Here is a 16831-nt window from a genome sequence, read left to right as displayed (position 1 = left end):
GGATCTCACTCACGGGACGGTCCCAGCCCTCCCGGCATCGGCCTGCTCCCGGGCAGCTCTCCCGGCGCCCGGACCGGGCGCGCCCCGGACCGCTCCAGCACCTCGACGACCGTCCGCGCCCGCAGCGGGTCCACGGGCAGCGCGTGCCGCGCGAACCAGCGGGCCGCCTCGGGGGCCGGCGAGGGGTCGGTGAACTCCGCACCGGCGTAGTCGTCCAGAGGCGGGTCGTAGAGGTAGCCGACGACGACGCCCTGTCGCGCCAGGGCGGCGACGGCCGCGTCCCGGTCGGCCACGAACAGCGGCACACGGAACAACGGCTGCGTGCCGTGGGCGTCCCGCGGCTTGGCCCAGGGCGTGGACAGCAGCAGCTCCGTGCCCGCCCGGCAGGCGTCCAGCACGTCGTCCAGCCGGTCGAGCTTGTGCCCGATGCGCCGCAGCCGCAGCCGGCCCGCCTCCAGACGGTAGTCGTGCATGTCGACCCGCACCCACGGGTGATGGGCGTCGAGCCCGGGTGTCTCGCGGGCGGCGAGAGCGAGTTCGTCCGGGCGCAGCGGCATCCGGATCTCCTCGCGGTCCGCCAGCCCCAGCAGCCGGATCGTGGCCCAGGCGGCGCGCCGCAGCCGCAGCCCGCGCACCGTCGCCTCCGCGTACGGGCGGACCAGGTAGGTGAGTTCGGCGCTCGTCCGGCGCGGCGCGAGCAGTCCGGCGCAGGTCTTCGCGACCGCCTCCCGCAGCCCCGGGTCGGCGAGCGAGAGCATGCCTCCGGCCTGGGCCCCGACGTGTTTGGACAGGCTGAACACGGAGGCCTCGCCCCACGCCCCGACCGGCCGGTCCCCCACCCGGCTGCCGATCGCGTGCGCCGCGTCCTCGAACAGCGGGATCCCCAGCGCGTCGCACTTCTGTCTCAGGCGCGGCGCCGGGTCCGGGTTGCCGTACAGGTTCGTCGTGAGCACGGCCGACACCGAGCCCCACGTCTCGTCCGGCACGGCATCGACGTCGATGGAAGCGTCGAGCGGGTTCAACGGCGCCTGAACCGGCCGCAGTCCGGCCGCGAGCACGACGAAGAAGATCACGTCGTCGTTGACCGGCGACATCAGCACCCGTCCGCCGGGCGGGCACCAGTGGCGCAGCGCCACGTACAGCCCGAAACGGCACGACGGCACGTACACGCATTCCCGGCCGAGCCGGACACGCATGGTCTCTTCCAGCCGCTTCGGCTGTGCACCATGCCGCACCGAACCCGGACCGGCCTCCCCTATGGCCATCCGCCCCCCAGATGTGCCGTGGGAAAGCCCCCTCCCCGAGGCCTTCCGGCACCCGCCCAGAGTCGCCCCGTTCGCACCGCTCCGTCAAGATTGCGTCGCGTCCTGTGGATAACTTCCGGCACGTACGAATGTGCCGTCCCGTCCGGTACGCCGGAGCCGCCCCGTCCGGTCCCACCCGGGCCCACCTGCCCCGTTCGCCCCTCTGCGCCTCCTCGGACTCTGCCCAGGACCGGCGCGTCACCCGTAACGTGTGGCACGACCACGAACACGTGGCGACGACATGGCACACCCGAAAGCGAGGCAGCACCCGATGCCCCCCTTCGATGTCCCCGAGGGCGACCCCTTCGGCCCGCACAACCTGCCGTACGGCGTGTTCTCCCTCCCCGGCTCGCCCCACCGGACCGTGGGCGTCCGGCTCGGCGACCACGTGCTGGACGCGGGCGCGGCGGCCCACGCACTCGGCTCTCCCTACGCCTCCCTGCTCGCACGGCCGACCCTCAACCCGCTGCTGGCCGCGGGCCGCACGGCCTGGTCCGACGTGCGCCGGGCGCTGACCGCCTGGGTGACCGTGCCGTCCCACCGCGAAACCGTCGCACCCCTGTTCCACCCCCTGTCGTCGGTGACCCTGCACCTCCCGTTCGAGGTCGCGGACTACGTCGACTTCTACGCCTCCGAGAACCACGCCCGGAACGTCGGGCAGATCTTCCGCCCCGACGCCGAGGACTCCCTCACCCCCAACTGGAAGCACCTGCCGATCGGCTACCACGGCCGCTCCGGCACGGTCGTCGTCTCCGGCACGGAGATCGCACGCCCGTCCGGCCAGCGCAAGGCGCCCACCGACGCCGCTCCTGTCTTCGGCCCGTCCGTCCGTCTGGACATCGAGGCCGAGGTCGGCTTCGTCGTCGGCGTGCCCTCCCGGATGGGCGCGCCGGTGGCCCTCGGCGACTTCCGCGAGCACGTGTTCGGGCTGTGCCTCCTCAACGACTGGTCCGCCCGCGACATCCAGGCCTGGGAGTACGTGCCCCTCGGCCCGTTCCTCGGCAAGTCCTTCGCCACGTCGGTGTCGGCCTGGATCACCCCGCTGGACGCCCTGGAGGAGGCCCTCGTGGCGCCCCCGGCCCGGACGCACGAGCTGCTGCCGTACCTGGACGACAGCGACGAGGAGCCCGGCGGCTACGACCTGCGGATCAGCGTCGCCGTCAACGGCCACGTCGTCTCCGAGCCCCCCTTCTCCACCATGTACTGGACGGCCGCCCAGCAGCTGGCCCACATGACCGTCAACGGCGCCTCCCTGCGCACCGGCGACCTGTACGGCTCCGGCACGGTCAGCGGCCCGGCGGAACGGGAGCGCGGCTCCCTGCTGGAACTGACCTGGAACGGCCGCGAGCCGCTCGAACTCCCCGACGGCAAACGGACGTTCCTGGAGGACGGCGACGAGGTCACCCTCTCGGCCTGGGCCCCCGGACCGCACGGCGTGCGGGTGGGGCTGGGCCAGGTGACGGGGCGCGTGGTCCAGGGCTGACGCCGGCCGGCCGGGAGCCGGCCGACCGTGCCCCTCCCGGCTCTTCTGTCGCCGTTCGGCCCCTGACGCACCGCCCGGCCCGTCATACTGGACGCGGGGCGGTGCGCCCGCACGTCCGTCACTCTCCAGGTGGCCACCGGTGCGCACGGCGGCCGCCCTCACCCGCACGCCCCGTAGCCGCCCTTCTTCCGACGAGGAACCGGAGCCCGTGGCCATGACCGTCTGCCTGCTCCTGCTGAGCGTCGTCGCCGTGACGGCCGCCGTCCCCGTTCCCCGTGGCCTGACCCGGGCGGCGTGGCCGGAACGGGAACCGGTGGTCGCGCTGTGGGTCTGGCAGTGCCTGGTGGCCACCGTCCTGCTGGCTTGCGTGACGGCGCTCTCGCTGGGCGCGGCGGCCGTCTTCGGTACCGTGCGCGCCCAGCTCTTCGCCCCGGCACCTCCCGCTGTGACCGCGGCGTACGACCTGTCCACCGCCCCGCCGTGGGCCGCCGCGCTCACCCTGCTGCTCGCCTGCGGTGCCGCCTGGACGACCGCGATGCTCGCGCGGGAACTCGTCGAGGCGCGCCGGCGTCGTGCCCAGGCCCGCGCCCACCTGCGCGAGCGCGCCCCGGACCTGCCGGCCGGCCTGCCCGCGGCGCGGGGTCCGCTGCTGGTCCTGGAGGACGAGTACCCGGACGCCTGGTGGATGCCCGGCAGCCCGCCCCAGTTGATCGTCACCACGGGCGCCCTGCACCGCCTCACCGACCACCAGCTCGACGCGGTCCTCACCCATGAACGGGGCCACGCCCGGGCCCGCCACGACTGGCTGCTGCACCTGTCCACCGCCCTGGCCACCGGCTTCCCGCGCATCCCGCTGTTCGCCCACTTCTGCGACCAGACCCACCGCCTGGTCGAACTGGCCGCCGACGACACGGCCTCCCGTCGCTGCGGCCACCTGACCACGGCCCTGGCCCTGATCGAGCTCAACCAGCACCGCGGCGTCCTGTCCTGTGCCTCCAGCCACCGCCTGCTGGGCGAGCGGGTCGACCGGCTCCTGGAACCGCCGCCCCGGCTGGGCCGCCGGCACCGGGCCCTGACCACCACGACGGCCGCGCTCGTACCGCTGCTGCCCCTGCTGATCGCCTTCGCCCCGGGCCTGACGGCACTGTCGTAACCGAGCCGGCCCGGCGGGCGAGGGCTCCCGTGGGCGTACCGGCCCGGCGGGCAGCGGCTGTCGGGGTGGGCGTACCGCTCCGGCGGGCGGGGCCTGTCGCAGGCATACCGCCCCGGCGGGCGGCGGCTGTCCTGGGCGTACCGGCCCGGCAGCCGACGGCTCTCGCAGGCGTACCGGCCCGGCGGCCGGTGGCGGATCTCCTCGCGGGTCGGCAGACATGCCAGCTCACCCGTCGACTCGGTCACACTCCCGGTGGCGCAACATTCCCGCAACACCACTTTTCCTATCGGATAGGTATGGTCCGAGTCATGCCCAGTGACCGCATCCGAGACCACGCCGGACAGGGAGCCGCGACCACCGTCGCCGCCCACCGCGCGCGGCGACGGCTGCGCGCCGACCGGGCACGGCAACTGGCCGACCTGCTCCGCCGGCTGCTGCTCACCGGCGCCTTCCCCGACCGCGTCCTCCCCCACGAGTCGACCCTCGCCACCGAGTACGGCGCCAGCCGCAACACGGTCCGTGAGGCTCTCGACCTGCTGCGGTCCGAGGGCCTGGTGGAACGCCAGCCCGGCGTCGGCACCGTGGTCGTGGGCCGCAAGTACCCGCATGGCCTCGACCGTCTGATGGGCCTCGCGGAAACCCTCCGCGAACACGGGCAGGTCACCAACGAGGTCCGCACCATGGGCCCCGCCCCGGCACCCGCACCGGTCGCCGACCGCCTCCGGCTCACGCCCGGCACCGACGTCCTCTACATCGAACGCCTGCGCAGGCTGGGCGGTCTGCCCCTGTCCCTCGACCTCACCTACATCCCCCTCGACATCGGCGCCGAACTGCTCGGCGCCGACCTGGAGAACACCGACGTCTTCCGCCTCCTGGAAGCCGTCACCGGCCGGCGCCTCGGCCACGCCGAGATCACCCTGGAAGCGGTCAGCGCGGACACCCACTCGGCCGCCGTGCTCGAGGCCCCGCGCGGCACCGCCGTCCTCATGCTGGAACGCCTCACCCACCTCGCGGACGGCCGCCCGGTCGACCTGGAGTTCATCCGCTTCCGCGGCGACCGCATCACCATGAGCGGCCTGCTGCACCGGACCCGGTAGCCCACCCGCTCGCGCACATCCCTGGAGACAGCCATGCCCTTGGCGCCCCAGCGGGCCGACGTGCCCGTGACCATCGACGAGTCGAAGTGCATCGACGGCTGCACGCTCTGCGTGGACATGTGCCCGCTGGACTCCCTCGCCATCGACGAGCGCAACGGCAAGGCCTACATGCATGTCGACGAGTGCTGGTACTGCGGCCCGTGCGCGGCCCGCTGCCCCACCGGAGCCGTCACGGTCAACATGCCCTATCTGCTCCGGTGAGAGGCCCGAACCGTCATGTCCCGAACCACCACGAAACGCACAGCAGTCGCGATGTCCGCCGTCGTTCTCCTGCTCCCGCTCAGCGCCTGCGGCGGTGACGCCGAGGCGGGCAGCGGATCCACGGTCACCGTCACCGTCGGCTACCAGTCCAGGACGATCAACACCGTCACGGCCGGCACCCTGCTCCGCTCCCTCGGCGCCTTCGAGAAGCAGCTGAACTCCCTGCACGACGGCATCCGCTACAAGGTGGACTGGCAGGACTACGCCACCGGCGCCCCCATCACCGCCCAGATGACCGCCGGGAAGATCGACATCGGTTCGATGGGCGACTTCCCCCTGCTCATCAACGCGGCCCGCGGCAAGCAGCTGAACAGCCCCACCCGCCTGGTGTCGGTCACCGGCTACAACCTGCGCGGCGGCCTCAACACCATCGTCACCGCACCCCGTTCGGAGCTCACCTCCCTGAAGGACCTGAAGGGCAGGAAGGTCTCCACGAGCGTCGGGTCGGCCGCCGACGGCACCCTCGTACGGGCCCTGCAGCGGGCCGGCATCGACCCGAACAGCGGGATCGAGAAGCTCAACCAGCAGCCCTCCGTCGGCGCCTCCGCCCTCGCGGCGGGCAGCACGGACGCACTGTCCCAGTTCGTCGCCTGGCCGGGCCTGCTCGCCTTCCAGGGCAAGGCGAAGGCGATCTACGACGGTGCCCGGCTGAACCTGCCGACCTTCCACGGCGTCACCGCCCGTGAGGACTTCGCGAAGCAGCGCCCGGCCGTCCTGGAGGCGTTTTTGAAGGCCCAGGCGGAGGCCACCGGCTACCTGAACGACCACCCGGTGGACGCCGCCGAGAAGGTCGCGAAGGCGACCGGCCTGCCCGCCGAGGTCGTCTACCTCTACAACGGCGCTCACGGCATCGCCACCTTCGACCCGGCCATCAAGCCTCAGCTCGTGTCCGCGCTGAAGCAGGACGTGTCGATCCTGAAGTCGGCGAAGCTCACCGGCGACGTGGACGTCGACTCCTTCGTCGACGACCAGTACGTGAAGAAGGCCCTCGGACCGGCGGCGTACGCCGGGCATCTCGCCACGAAGCCCGCACCGGCCGCGAGTGAGGCCTGGCCCAAGGGCGCCACGAAGACCGTCACGTTCAGCTCCCCCTCCGGACTGCTGCGTTACGTGGCCGGGCACCGGAACGCCCTGCGGGCCGCCTACGTCCCCGACACCACCACCGGCACCCTCTGGTTCGCCGACCGGGCCGTATGGGTGGCCGACGGCGACAAGCTGCTGCCCTTCGTCGCCCCCGACACCGCGCAGGCGTACATCGCCGGGCACGGCGGAGCGCGCGTCGTGCCGTACGCCGACGCTCTGGAGCGGGCCTCGTGAAGCGGTACGCGCTCCGCGTGGTGTCGCTGGCCGCCGCGCTGGGTCTGTGGCAGGCGCTGACCAGTTTGAACGTCGACCTGTGGCTGCGCTTCTCGCAGTTCCCGACGGTCACCGACGTCGCCCGGACCTTCGCCGCCCGGGTGTCCGGACCGGACTACTGGACGGACCTCACCGACAGCCTCACCCGGATTCTCACCGGCTTCCTGCTGGCCGCCGTCCTCGGCGTGGCCACGGGCGTGCTCGTGGCGCGCTCGCGTCTCGCCGAGGACCTGCTCGGTCCGGTGCTGGAGGTGATCCGCCCGGTCCCGGCCATCGCCCTGGTTCCCGTCGCGATCCTGCTGTTCCCCTCCAACGAGCAGGGCATCGTCTTCATCACGTGCACCGCCGCCTTCTTCCCGGTCCTGGTCTCCACCCGGCACGCTGTGCGCGCCCTGACCCCCATGTGGGAGGAGGCGGTGCGCACCATGGGAGGCGGCCGGTGGCGGATCCTCGGCTCGGTCGTCCTGCCGGGCGCGCTGCCCGGGGTGTTCGGCGGGCTGTCCGTCGGCATCGGCGTCTCGTGGATCTGTGTGATCTCCGCCGAGATGATCTCCGGCCAGTACGGCGTCGGTTACCGCACCTGGCAGGACTACACCGTCGTCGACTACCCCGGTGTGTTCGTCGGCATGGTCACCATCGGCGTACTCGGCTGGTTCACCTCCACGGCCGTGGAACTGCTGGGCCGCCGCCTCACCCGCTGGCTGCCGCGCACCGCGTACGTGCCCGATGCCCGGTCGCCCCGGCCGGACCGGTCCCTGAAGCCGGCACCGGCCGCCCCCGCCGCCGTCCCCGGCGGGGCCCGATCCGAGGAGGCACGCGATGAGCACCTCGTCTGAGACCGTCTCGAACACCCCGCCCGGGGCCGCCCCGAACACCTCGTCCGAGGCCGCCCGGGTCACCCCGTCCGAGGCCGCCCCCGCCACCCCGGGGCGCGGCACCCGGCTCACCCTCGCCGGAGCCTCCCTCGGCCGACCCGGCGCACCGGCCCTGGACTCGGTCGACCTGGACATCGCCCCCGGCGAGATCCTCACCGTCGTCGGCCCCTCGGGCTGCGGCAAGTCCACCCTGCTGCGCACGCTGGCCGGCCTGCTGGCGCCGCTCACCGGCGAGATCACCCAGGACGGGCACCCGCTGACCGGCCCCTCGGCCGACCGCGCCCTGGTCTTCCAGGAGGACGCCCTGCTCCCCTGGCGCACCCTGCGCGCCAACGTCGAACTTCCCCTCGCCATCCGCGGCGTGCCCCGTGCCGAGCGCCGGGCGCAGGCCCAGGCGTGGCTGGAGCGGGTCGGACTCGGAGCGCAGGCACGGCAGTTGCCGCACCGGGTCTCAGGCGGGCAGCGCCAGCGCGTCCAGCTGGCCCGCGCCCTGGCCGGACGCCCGCGCGCCGTCCTGATGGACGAGCCGTTCGGCGCGCTCGACGCGCAGACCCGCGCAGGCATGCAGGACCTGCTGGTGGAGGTGCTCCGGGGAACGGGCGCCACCGTCGTCTTCGTCACCCACGACGTGGACGAGGCCCTGTTCCTCGGCGACCGCGTGGCCCTGCTCGGCACGGGCGGCCTCCTCGCCGTCCGGGACATCCCCCGCCCGCGCGAGCGCGGCGCACACGACGACCCGGCGCGCGTGGCCCTGCGGCGCGACGTCCTCACCTTGCTCGGTACGTGAAAGGCACCCCGGTGACCACCTCCGTGAACCCCCCTGCGGACGCCCCCCTGGCCGTCCCGTCGCTCTCCGACGCCGAGGAACTGACCTGCGACGTCCTCGTCATCGGCGGCGGCACCGCCGGCACCATGGCCGCCCTGACCGCCGCCGAGCACGGCGCGAACGTGCTGCTGCTGGAGAAGGCGCACGTCCGTCACTCCGGCGCGCTCGCCATGGGCATGGACGGCGTCAACAACGCGGTCATCCCGGGCCGGGCCGAACCCGACGACTACGTCGCCGAGATCACCCGCGCCAACGACGGCATCGTCGACCAGTCCACCGTCCGCCAGACCGCGACCCGCGGCTTCGACATGGTGCAGCGGCTGGAGTCCTACGGTGTGAAGTTCGAGAAGGACGAGCACGGCGACTACTCCGTCCGCCAGGTGCACCGCTCCGGCTCCTACGTACTGCCGATGCCGGAGGGCAAGGACGTCAAGAAGGTCCTCTACCGGCAGCTGCGGCGGCGCGAGATGCGGGAGCGGATCCGCATCGAGAACCGGGTCATGCCGGTGCGCGTCCTCACGGCGGAGGGGCGCGCTGTCGGGGCGGCCGGCTTCAACACCCGCACCGGACAGTTCGTCCAGGTCCGCGCGGGTGCGGTCATCCTCGCCACCGGCGCCTGCGGCCGCCTCGGCCTGCCCGCCTCCGGCTACCTCTACGGCACCTACGAGAACCCCACCAACGCGGGCGACGGCTACGCCATGGCCTACCACGCGGGCGCCGAGCTCACCGGCATCGAGTGCTTCCAGATCAACCCGCTGATCAAGGACTACAACGGCCCGGCCTGCGCCTACGTCGCCAACCCCTTCGGCGGCTACCAGGTCAACCGGCACGGCGAACGCTTCGTGGACTCCGACTACTGGTCGGGCCAGATGATGGCCGAGTTCGCGGCCGAGGTCGCCTCCGACCGGGGCCCCGTCTACCTGAAGCTGAGCCATCTCCCCGAGGAGTCGGTCTCGGCCCTGGAGACGATCCTGCACTCCACCGAGCGCCCCACCCGCGGCACGTTCCACTCCGGCCGCGGGCACGACTACCGCACAAACGACATCGAGATGCACATCTCCGAGATCGGCCTGTGCGGCGGCCACTCCGCCTCCGGCGTCCGCGTCGACGACCACGCCCGCACGACCGTGCCCCGGCTGTACGCGGCCGGTGACCTGGCCTGCGTGCCGCACAACTACATGATCGGAGCGTTCGTCTTCGGCGACCTCGCGGGAGCGGACGCGTCCCGGTACCAGGCCTACGCGGGCGAGTTGCCCACGGAGCAGCTCCGGGAGGCGCACGAGCTGATCTACCGCCCGCTGCGCAACCCCGACGGCCCGCCGCAGCCCCAGGTCGAGTACAAGCTGCGCCGCTTCGTGAACGACTACGTGGCCCCGCCCAAGTCCGGCGCCCGGCTGTCGCTGGCCCTGGAGGCCTTCGAGCGGATGCACACCGACATCGCCGAGATGGGTGCCCGCACCGCGCACGAGCTGATGCGCTGCGCCGAGGTCACCTTCATCCGGGACTGCGCGGAGATGGCCGCGCGGTCCTCCCTGGCCCGTACGGAGTCCCGCTGGGGCCTGTACCACGAACGCCTCGACCACCCCCGGCGCGATGACGTGTCCTGGTTCCATCACCTCGATCTGCACAAGTCCCCCTCTGGCGCGATGGAGTTCACGGCCCGTCCCGTGGCTCCCTATCTCGTGCCGGTCGACGGCTTCGACCCTGTCGGTGGCGCGTCTCGTGCCCTCGGCGAGGTCCATGCCGAGGATGTGGCCATGGCGGGCTCGCGGGATGTGGCTCCGGTCGCGTCCCCGGTGGGGGCGGCAGCGGGAGTGGCGGAGCCGGAGCGGACTCCGGTATCGCCGGCCTCGGCCTCCGTGCCTTCCGGCGAGCGGTCCTCCGCCCGACTGCTCGAACTCGTCGCCCTCGCCGAGGAGGAGCCCGAACTCGCCGCGCTTCAGCCGTACTTGACCGACACCGCGCCCGCCGTCCGCCGCGAGGCCGTCGCCGTGCTCACCGAGACGCTCCCGCCGGGTACGGGCACCGCCCTCGCCTCCGCTCTGCGCGACACCGCTGCGGAAGTGCGTGCCGCCGCGGCCGCGTCACTGCGCGAGCTGGTCGAGACGCTCCCGGCCGAGCCCGACCTGCGCGACGGCCTCGCCGCCGCCCTGGCAGAACCGGACCCGGTGGTCCGCGCCGCGGCCCTGGATGTCCTGCGCGCCCTGCGCCTCGGAGACGCCGCCCTCTTCGCGGGTTCCCTCGCCGACTCCGACATCGCCGTCCGCATCGAGGCCGTACATGCCCTGGTGTCGGTCGACGCCGCCGGCGAACTGGCCCGTGCGGCGGGCACCGACCCCTCCCGCGAGGTCCGGGTCGCGCTCGCCAAGGGCCTGGCCACGGTGAGTGCCGAGCGGCCGGCGGATCACGCCCAGGCCGGCGGCGGCCCCACCGCCGGTGCGATCGAAGCCGCCCTCACCGGCCTCCTCGACGACCCCGACGCCCTGGTACGGGCAGCGGCCTACGGAGCACTCGGGACCACCGGCTGCCCGGCGCCTCTCACCGCACGCGCCGTGACCGCCCTGTCCGAGCCGGCCTGGCAGGTCCGGGCCGGAGCCGCTACGGCCCTGTCCGTCGCCGACCCCGACGTGGCCGTCCCGGCTCTGGCCAAGGCCCTGGCGGACCCCAACGCCGACGTCCGCAAAGCCGCCGTCCTGGCCCTGACCCGGCACCGCAGCACGGAGGAGGCCCGGGCGGCCCTCGCCACGGCGACGACGGACTCCGACGCGGATGTCAGGGCGTACGCGGGACGGGCGTTGTGACCGGTCCGGCTCCTCTGCCCATCCACCCGGCCGGGGCCCGGCCCTATATCCAGTCGTCGGGCTCCGGCTCCGCGTCCATCTCCGGCCAGTCGTCCGGCTCACCCGCGTCCTGACCGGGGGTGTGAGCCGGAGCCCCGCCGGACTCCTGGGCCGGGGCCGAGCTCCCTGCCGGAGCCGGCCCGTCCAGGGTCGCGAGAACCTCCAGCACACCGTCCCCGTAGGTGGCGAGCTTCTTCTCGCCGACCCCGCTGATCCCGCCGAGCTGCCCGACCGATGTCGGCCACGCCAGGGCGATCTCCCGCAGTGTGGCGTCGTGGAAGATCACGTACGCCGGGACGCCCTGTTCACGGGCCTGCTCGGCGCGCCAGGCGCGCAGTGCCTCGAAGGCCGGCAGCAGTTCCTCGGGCAGCTCGGCGGCGACCGCCTTGCCCTTGCGCTCGCCCCGCCCGGCGCCCGCGGACGAGGACCCCGACCGGGAGGTCACCGGCTTCTTCGGCTCCTTGCGCAGCGGCACGTCCCGCTCCCGCCGCAGCACCGCCCCGCTGGCCTCGGTCAGCACCAGCGTGCCGTACTCGCCCTCCACCGCGAGCAGCCCCTGGGCGAGCAACTGCCGGATGACGCCACGCCATTCGCCCTCGGTGAGCTCCTCGCCGATGCCGAACACGGACAGCTGATCGTGGTCGAACTGGATGACCTTGGCGGTCCGCTTCCCCAGCAGGATGTCGACGATCTGCACCGCGCCGAACTTCTGCCCGCGCTCCCGCTGCAACCTGACCACCGTCGACAGCGCCTTCTGCGCCGCGACCGTGCCGTCCCAGGTCTCCGGCGGGGTCAGGCAGGTGTCGCAGTTGCCGCAGCCGGAGGCGTCCGGGTCCTGACCGAAGTAGGCGAGGAGCTGGCCCCGGCGGCACTGGGCCGTCTCGCACAGCGCCAGCATCGAGTCCAGGTGGGCCTGGGCCCGGCGCCGGAAGGCCTCGTCGCCCTCGCCGGACTGGATCAGCTTGCGCTGCTGTATGACGTCGTTCAGCCCGTAAGCCATCCAGGCCGTCGAGGGCAGCCCGTCGCGGCCGGCCCGGCCCGTCTCCTGGTAGTAGCCCTCGACCGACTTGGGCAGGTCGAGGTGGGCGACGAAGCGGACGTCCGGCTTGTCGATGCCCATGCCGAAGGCGATGGTCGCCACCACGACCAGGCCGTCCTCCCGCAGGAAGCGGGACTGGTGGGCCGCGCGCGTGCCCGCGTCCAGGCCCGCGTGGTAGGGCACCGCCTCGACGCCGTTGCGGCTGAGGAACTCGGCGGTCTTGTCCACCGAGTTGCGGGACAGGCAGTAGACGATGCCCGCGTCGCCCGCGTGCTCCTCGCGCAGAAAACTCAGCAGCTGCTTCTTCGGGTCGGCCTTGGGCACGATCCGGTACTGGATGTTGGGCCGGTCGAAGCTCGCCACGAAGTGGCGGGCCGTCGGCATGTTCAGCCGCTGGGTGATCTCCTGGTGCGTCGCATGCGTGGCCGTCGCCGTGAGGGCGATCCGCGGCACGTCCGGCCAGCGCTCGCCGAGCAGGGACAGCGCCAGGTAGTCGGGCCGGAAGTCGTGGCCCCACTGGGAGACGCAGTGCGCCTCGTCGATCGCGAAGACGGAGATCTTCCCGCGGGAGAGCAGATCGAGCGTGCCTTCCAGCCGCAGCCGCTCCGGCGCCAGGTACAGCAGGTCCAGCTCACCGGCGAGGAACTCGGCCTCCACCATCCGCCGCTCGTCGAAGTCCTGCGTGGAGTTCATGAACCCGGCCCGCACGCCCAGCGCCCGCAGCGCGTCCACCTGGTCCTGCATCAGGGCGATGAGCGGGGAGACGACGACACCCGTACCCGGCCTGACCAGGGACGGGATCTGGTAGCACAGCGACTTGCCGCCGCCGGTCGGCATGAGCACGACGGCGTCGCCGCCCGCCACGACATGGTCGATGACGGCTTCCTGCTCGCCGCGGAAGGCGTCGTAGCCGAAGACCCGGTGCAGCGCGGCCAGCGCCTCGCTCGCGTCGGCGCCGAGGGGCCCGGCGGGGCTGCCCGCGCCGATCCCGGCCCCGGTCCCGGTGACCGCGTCCAGTTCCGTCATCACACTTGTCCCGCCCGTAGCGCCCATCGTTGCGTCCCCCGTGCGTCGCTCCTCGACCACTGCGTCCACCATAGGCGCCCGCACCGACAGCCCCGGAGTTATCCACAGGTCCCGCCCGGTCGAGGCGACCTGCCCACACTCGCGTTCGACTCAGCCCCATGGGCGGCTCAGCCCCGTGGACGGCTCGCCTGTCACGCCCCCACCGGCCGGGCGAGGTGGCCTGCCCCTGACCCGGAACGCCGTGAGACCCGGCTCCCGAAGGAGGCCGGGTCCCACCGAGGCGTACGGAGACGTCAGCGCACGAACACGCCCGCCTGTCCCGCCAGATCCAGGAAGTACTGCGGTGCCACACCGAGCACCAGCGTGACCGCCACGCCCACCCCGATCGCCGTCATCGTCAGCGGCGACGGCACGGCCACCGTCGGGCCCTCCGGCCGCGGCTCGCTGAAGAACATCAGCACGATGACGCGGATGTAGAAGAACGCCGCGATCGCCGACGAGATCACACCGATGACGACGAGCGGGGCGGCCCCGCCCTCCGCCGCCGCCTTGAACACGGCGAACTTCCCGGAGAAGCCGGACGTCAGCGGAATGCCCGCGAAGGCCAGCAGGAACACCGCGAACACGGCGGCCACCAGCGGCGAGCGCCGGCCGAGTCCCGCCCACTTGGACAGGTGCGTCGCCTCACCGCCCGCGTCGCGGACCAGGGTGACCACCGCGAAGGCGCCGATCGTCACGAACGAGTACGCCGCCAGGTAGAACAGCACCGACGAGACGCCGTCGGGCGTGGTCGCGATGACACCCGCGAGGATGAACCCGGCGTGCGCGATCGACGAGTACGCCAGCAGCCGCTTGATGTCCGTCTGCGTGATCGCGACGATCGCACCGCCCAGCATGGTGACGATGGCCACGGCCCACATGACCGGCCGCCAGTCCCAGCGCAGACCGGGCAGCACGACGTACAGCAGCCGCAGCAGCGCGCCGAACGCCGCCACCTTCGTCGCCGCCGCCATGAACCCGGTCACCGGCGTCGGCGCGCCCTGGTACACGTCCGGCGTCCACATGTGGAAGGGCACCGCGCCCACCTTGAACAGCAGGCCCATCACCAGCAGCGCGGCGCCGATCAGCAGCAGCGCGTCGTTGCCCATGGTGTCGGCGAGCGCCGGGTTGACGTCCTGCACGGTGCCCTCGACGACCTGCGCGATCGTCGCGTACGACATCGAGCCCGCGTAGCCGTAGAGCAGGGCGATGCCGAACAGGGTGAACGCGGAGGCGAAGGCGCCGAGCAGGAAGTACTTGACCGCCGCCTCCTGCGACATGAGCCGCTTGCGGCGGGCCAGCGCACACAGCAGGTACAGCGGCAGGGAGAGGACCTCCAGCGCGACGAACAGCGTCAGCAGGTCGTTGGCCGCCGGGAAGATCAGCATGCCGGCGACGGCGAACAGCAGCAGCGGGAACACCTCGGTGGTGGTGAACCCGGCCTTGACCGCGGCCTTCTCGCTCTCGCTGCCCGGCACGGACGCGGCCTGCGCGGCGAAGGAGTCGACGCGGTTGCCGTGCACCACCGGGTCGAGGCGCCGCTCGGCGAAGGTGAACAGGCCCACCATCGCCGTCAGCAGGATCGTGCCCTGCAGGAACAGGGCGGGACCGTCGACGGCGATCGCGCCCATCGCCGCGATGCGCGCCTTGGTCGTGCCGTACCCGTCGGCCGCGAGCGCCACGACCGCGGCGAAGGCGGCGGCGAGCGCGACGACGGACACGAACATCTGGGCGTAGTAACGCGACTTTCGCGGGACGAACGCCTCGATCAGGATCCCGATGATCGCCGCGCCGACGACGATCAGGGTCGGCGACAACTGTCCGTACTCGAACTTCGGCGCGTCGATCTTGGTGATCGGGTCGGCCGCGGTTGTCCACAGGCTGTGGACGGCTGTTGCGCTCACTTGGCCGCCTCCACCTCGGGCTGGGGGTCCTTCTTCTGTACGTCGGACATGGTCTGCTTGACCGCCGGATCGATGATCTGCGTGAGGGGCTTCGGGTAGACGCCCAGGAAGATCAGCAGGACGACCAGCGGGGTGACGACCACGAGCTCCCGCATCCTGAGGTCCGGCATCGCGGAGACCTCCGGTTTCACCGGGCCGGTCATCGTCCGCTGGTAGAGGACGAGGGTGTAGAGCGCGGCGAGGACGATGCCGAAGGTGGCGATGATGCCGATCACCGGGTAGCGCGTGAACGTGCCGACCAGGACCAGGAACTCACTGACGAACGGTGCCAGCCCCGGCAGCGACAGCGTCGCCAGGCTGCCGATCAGGAACGTGCCGGCGAGCACCGGGGCGACCTTCTGCACTCCGCCGTAGTCGGCGATGAGCCGCGAGCCGCGCCGGGAGATCAGGAAGCCCGCCACCAGCATCAGCGCGGCCGTCGAGATGCCGTGGTTGATCATGTAGAGCGTCGCGCCGGACTGGCCCTGGCTGGTCATCGCGAAGATGCCCATGATGATGAAGCCGAAGTGGGAGATGGACGCGTAGGCGATCAGGCGCTTGATGTCCCGCTGGCCGACCGCGAGCAGCGCCCCGTAGATGATGCTGATCAGGGCGAGGACGAGGATCACGGGTGTGGCCCACTTGCTGGCTTCCGGGAAGAGCTGGAGGCAGAAGCGGAGCATCGCGAAGGTGCCGACCTTGTCGACGACCGCCGTGATGAGCACGGCGACCGGGGCGGTGGACTCCTGCATGGCGTTGGGCAGCCAGGTGTGCAGCGGCCACAGCGGCGCCTTCACCGCGAAGGCGAAGAAGAAGCCGAGGAACAGCCACCGTTCGGTGCTGGTCGCCATGTCGAGCGTGCCGTTGGCGCGGGCCTCGGCGATCTCCTGGAGCGAGAAGTTCCCGGCGACCACGTACAGGCCGATCACCGCGGCCAGCATGATCAGACCGCCGGCCAGGTTGTAGAGGAGGAACTTCACCGCCGCGTACGACCGTTGCGTCGCCGCCGCCTTCTCGCCGTGCTCGTGGGCACGGTCCCCGAAGCCGCCGATGAGGAAGTACATCGGGATCAGCATGGCTTCGAAGAAGATGTAGAAGAGGAAGACGTCGGTGGCCTCGAAGGAGAGGATCACCATCGCCTCGACGGCGAGGATCAGGGCGAAGAAGCCCTGCGTCGGCCGCCAGCGGCTGCTGCCGGTCTCCAGAGGGTCGGCGTCGTGCCAGCCCGCGAGGATGATGAACGGGATCAGCAGGGCGGTCAGGGCGATCAGCGCCACCCCGATGCCGTCCACACCCAGTTCGTAACGGACGCCGAAGTCGGCGATCCAGGCGTGGGACTCGGTGAGCTGGTAGCGGTCGCCGTCCGGGTCGAAGCGGACCAGGACGGTGATCGCCAGGACGAGCGTGGCGAGCGAGAAGAGCAGCGCCAGCCACTTGGCCGCGGTGCGCTTCGCGGCCGGTACGGCGGCCGTGGCGATCGCTCCGATGGCCGGGAGCGCCGCTGTCACTGTCAGCAGAGGAAAGGACAT

At 72.3% G+C, this 16831-nt stretch carries 12 protein-coding genes; 8 read left to right on the top strand and 4 right to left on the bottom strand.

Annotated elements, in window-relative coordinates:
• Positions 1–5 precede the first annotated feature (5 nt).
• On the bottom strand, positions 6–1265 hold the full coding sequence (locus IO24_RS0130280) for a DegT/DnrJ/EryC1/StrS family aminotransferase (RefSeq protein WP_031141318.1): 1260 nt from the start codon (positions 1263–1265) through the stop codon (positions 6–8).
• A 310-nt stretch (positions 1266–1575) separates the two neighbouring features.
• Here IO24_RS0130280 and fahA point away from each other — a divergent pair, with 310 nt between their 5' ends.
• The 8 genes from fahA (at position 1576) to IO24_RS0130240 (ending at position 11216) form a co-directional block, all read left to right on the top strand.
• Positions 1576–2787, top strand: a complete 1212-nt coding sequence (fahA, locus tag IO24_RS0130275) for a fumarylacetoacetase (RefSeq protein ID WP_031141152.1) — start codon at positions 1576–1578, stop codon at positions 2785–2787.
• Positions 2788–3001: 214 nt separating this feature from the next.
• On the top strand, positions 3002–3940 hold the full coding sequence (locus IO24_RS0130270; protein ID WP_031141149.1) for a M56 family metallopeptidase: 939 nt from the start codon (positions 3002–3004) through the stop codon (positions 3938–3940).
• A gap of 308 nt (positions 3941–4248) precedes the next feature.
• Positions 4249–5037 (top strand): GntR family transcriptional regulator, encoded by a 789-nt coding sequence (locus IO24_RS0130265; RefSeq protein ID WP_031141146.1) that lies wholly within the window; start codon positions 4249–4251, stop codon positions 5035–5037.
• Positions 5038–5070: 33 nt separating this feature from the next.
• Positions 5071–5298 carry a 4Fe-4S dicluster domain-containing protein gene (locus tag IO24_RS0130260; protein ID WP_003992261.1) on the top strand — a complete coding sequence of 76 codons (228 nt, stop codon included), beginning with the start codon at positions 5071–5073 and terminating at the stop codon, positions 5296–5298.
• Positions 5299–5313: 15 nt separating this feature from the next.
• Positions 5314–6675, top strand: coding sequence for an ABC transporter substrate-binding protein (locus tag IO24_RS0130255; protein ID WP_031141144.1), 1362 nt, complete (start codon positions 5314–5316; stop codon positions 6673–6675).
• A complete protein-coding gene (locus tag IO24_RS0130250; RefSeq protein WP_031141142.1) occupies positions 6672–7550 on the top strand; it encodes an ABC transporter permease in 879 nt (292 codons plus the stop codon). Before IO24_RS0130255 ends, IO24_RS0130250 begins: the two co-directional genes overlap by 4 nt.
• Positions 7534–8376, top strand: coding sequence for an ABC transporter ATP-binding protein (locus IO24_RS0130245; protein ID WP_031141140.1), 843 nt, complete (start codon positions 7534–7536; stop codon positions 8374–8376). Before IO24_RS0130250 ends, IO24_RS0130245 begins: the two co-directional genes overlap by 17 nt.
• An 11-nt stretch (positions 8377–8387) precedes the next feature.
• Positions 8388–11216: a fumarate reductase/succinate dehydrogenase flavoprotein subunit gene (locus tag IO24_RS0130240; protein ID WP_045296703.1), complete on the top strand. Its 2829-nt coding sequence runs from the start codon at positions 8388–8390 to the stop codon at positions 11214–11216.
• 43 nt (positions 11217–11259) lie between these two features.
• Here IO24_RS0130240 and recQ read toward each other — a convergent pair whose 3' ends face one another.
• From recQ to IO24_RS0130225, 3 genes are all read right to left on the bottom strand, one after another.
• A complete protein-coding gene (recQ, locus tag IO24_RS0130235; RefSeq protein WP_420823230.1) occupies positions 11260–13320 on the bottom strand; it encodes a DNA helicase RecQ in 2061 nt (686 codons plus the stop codon).
• Between the two features lie 293 nt (positions 13321–13613).
• Entirely contained in the window at positions 13614–15263 is a 1650-nt protein-coding gene (gene nuoN, locus IO24_RS0130230; protein ID WP_031141133.1) for an NADH-quinone oxidoreductase subunit NuoN, read from the bottom strand.
• Positions 15260–16831 carry an NADH-quinone oxidoreductase subunit M gene (locus IO24_RS0130225; RefSeq protein ID WP_031141131.1) on the bottom strand — a complete coding sequence of 524 codons (1572 nt, stop codon included), beginning with the start codon at positions 16829–16831 and terminating at the stop codon, positions 15260–15262. Before IO24_RS0130225 ends, nuoN begins: the two co-directional genes overlap by 4 nt.

It is taken from the genome of Streptomyces flavovariabilis (assembly GCF_000725785.1).
GTDB classification, from domain to species: Bacteria; Actinomycetota; Actinomycetes; order Streptomycetales; family Streptomycetaceae; genus Streptomyces; species Streptomyces hawaiiensis.
This window is presented reverse-complemented; position numbering and strand designations above follow the sequence as displayed.

Coding starts and splice junctions, on each gene's coding strand:
- IO24_RS0130280 (WP_031141318.1), bottom strand. CDS start 1,265: ATGGCCATAGGGGAGGCCGGTCCGGGTTCGGTGCGGCATGGTGCACAG.
- IO24_RS0130245 (WP_031141140.1), top strand. CDS start 7,534: ATGAGCACCTCGTCTGAGACCGTCTCGAACACCCCGCCCGGGGCCGCC.
- IO24_RS0130270 (WP_031141149.1), top strand. CDS start 3,002: ATGACCGTCTGCCTGCTCCTGCTGAGCGTCGTCGCCGTGACGGCCGCC.
- IO24_RS0130265 (WP_031141146.1), top strand. CDS start 4,249: ATGCCCAGTGACCGCATCCGAGACCACGCCGGACAGGGAGCCGCGACC.
- fahA (WP_031141152.1), top strand. CDS start 1,576: ATGCCCCCCTTCGATGTCCCCGAGGGCGACCCCTTCGGCCCGCACAAC.
- IO24_RS0130255 (WP_031141144.1), top strand. CDS start 5,314: ATGTCCCGAACCACCACGAAACGCACAGCAGTCGCGATGTCCGCCGTC.
- recQ (WP_420823230.1), bottom strand. CDS start 13,320: ATGACGGAACTGGACGCGGTCACCGGGACCGGGGCCGGGATCGGCGCG.
- IO24_RS0130225 (WP_031141131.1), bottom strand. CDS start 16,831: ATGTCCTTTCCTCTGCTGACAGTGACAGCGGCGCTCCCGGCCATCGGA.
- IO24_RS0130260 (WP_003992261.1), top strand. CDS start 5,071: ATGCCCTTGGCGCCCCAGCGGGCCGACGTGCCCGTGACCATCGACGAG.